Origin of the sequence: Hansschlegelia beijingensis, from assembly GCF_045505405.1 — a bacterium.
Classification (GTDB): Bacteria; Pseudomonadota; Alphaproteobacteria; order Rhizobiales; family Methylopilaceae; genus Methylopila; species Methylopila beijingensis_A.
Map to the genome: position 1 here is coordinate 1 of NZ_JBJKEX010000491.1, position 1,697 is coordinate 1,697.

2 protein-coding genes are annotated in these 1,697 nt (G+C 69.2%); one reads left to right on the forward strand and one right to left on the reverse strand.

Annotated elements, in window-relative coordinates; genetic code table 11:
- The coding region (locus ACIKT0_RS17940; protein WP_407106688.1) for an ATP-dependent helicase at positions 1-1,376 on the reverse strand (1,376 nt) is incomplete at its 3' end.
- A gap of 143 nt (positions 1,377-1,519) precedes the next feature.
- On the opposite strand from ACIKT0_RS17940, the gene ACIKT0_RS17945 reads away from it, so the two are divergent.
- The gene (locus ACIKT0_RS17945; RefSeq protein ID WP_183396359.1) at positions 1,520-1,657 is read left to right on the forward strand and encodes an EncA/B family entericidin; all 138 of its coding nucleotides are present in this window, start codon (positions 1,520-1,522) and stop codon (positions 1,655-1,657) included.
- Positions 1,658-1,697: the final 40 nt, after the last annotated feature.

The window sequence follows — 1,697 nt, forward strand, 5'->3', positions numbered from 1 at the left end:
ACCAGGGCCGCGACCGGATCTGGCGCCGCCACCACCGCGTCGAGCGTTCGCGCGGTCGTGGCCGGGCCGACGCCCGGCAGCAGCTGCATGACCCTGAAGCCGGCCACCCGGTCGCGCGGGTTCTGCGCGAAGCGCAGCAGCGCCAGCAGGTCCTTCACATGGGCCGCGTCGAGGAACTTGAGCCCGCCGAATTTCACGAACGGGATGTTCCGGCGGGTGAGTTCGAGCTCCAGGGGCGCGCTGTGCGACGAGGTCCGGAACAGCGCGGCCTGCGCCTTGAGCTTCTGCCCGGCTTCCCGATTCTCCAGCACGGCTTCGGCGACGTAGCGCGCCTGCTCTCCTTCATCGCTCACGCTGACGAGCCGCGGCCGTCGGTCCGAGCGCCTGTCGCTCCAGAGGTTCTTGGTGAACCGCTCCGCCGACAGCCCGATGACGGCGTTCGCGGCCTCCAGGATCGGCTGGGTGGAGCGGTAGTTCCGGTCGAGCGTCACGATCTTAGCCGGCGGCGAGAAGCTCTTCGGAAAATCCAGGATGTTCCGCACGGTCGCGGCGCGGAACGAGTAGATCGACTGGGCGTCGTCGCCCACCACCGTGAGCCCGTGGCCGTCCGGCTTGAGCGCGAGCAGGATGGAGGCCTGCAGGCGGTTGGTGTCCTGATACTCGTCGACCAGGACATGGTCGAAGCGGGCGCCGAGGTCCGCGGCGATCGCGGGCTCCTGCGCCATCTGCGCCCAGTAGAGCAGCAGATCGTCGTAATCGAGCACGTTCTGCCGCTGCTTGGCCTCCACATAGGCCGCGAACAGCGACTTGAGCTCGGCCGACCAGGCGGCGCACCAGGGGAAGGCCTGCCCGAGCACCTGCTCCACCGGCGCCTGGGCGTTCACGGCGCGCGAATAGATCGCGAGGCATGTCCCCTTGAGCGGGAAGCGCTTGGCGGTCTTCGACAGGCCAAGCTCATGCCGGACGAGGTTCATCAGGTCTGCGGAATCCTCGCGGTCGTGGATGGTGAACTGCGGATCGAGCCCGATCGTCTCGGCGTAGTCGCGGATCAGCCGGGCGCCCACGCCGTGGAAGGTGCCGGCCCAGGGAAGGGAGTCGGCCAGTCCGCCGCCGGCCCCGCCAAGGGCGCGGGCGACGACGCGCTCGGCCCGGCGCATCATCTCGGAGGCCGCGCGGCGCGAGAACGTCATCAGGAGGATGCGCCGCGGGTCGGCGCGGTTCACGATCAGATGGGCGACCCGGTGGGCGAGCGTGTTGGTCTTGCCGGAACCGGCGCCTGCGATCACCAGCAACGGCCCGGCGGCGGACCCGACGCCATGTTCGACGGCCAGCCGCTGCTCGGCGTTCAGTGTTTCGAGATATGCGGCGGCCGGCACGAATCGTCCTTCCCGGAAGATCGTCCGAAGAAGCCCGAGTCACGTTTTGTTCGCAAGCCGCGCGGTTCGGGCGAAGCTACGGCAACAAAGGCGATCCTGCGGCGTTATCGCTCGGAACGTGTCCTAGCCCGGGAGTTCGCCTCATGATTCGTCTTCTTGCCGTCGTAGCGCTGATCGCCTCCACAGCAGCTCTCAGCGCCTGCGCCAACACAGCCCGCGGCGTCGGCCGCGACGTGCAGAACAACGCGGCGGCGACCGAGAAAGCCGTCCGCGGTCGCTGAGCGACCGGCGCCGGAACGCCGGCCGGCGTCAGCCGGTCGG

Coding starts and splice junctions, on each gene's coding strand:
- ACIKT0_RS17945 (WP_183396359.1), top strand. CDS start 1,520: ATGATTCGTCTTCTTGCCGTCGTAGCGCTGATCGCCTCCACAGCAGCT.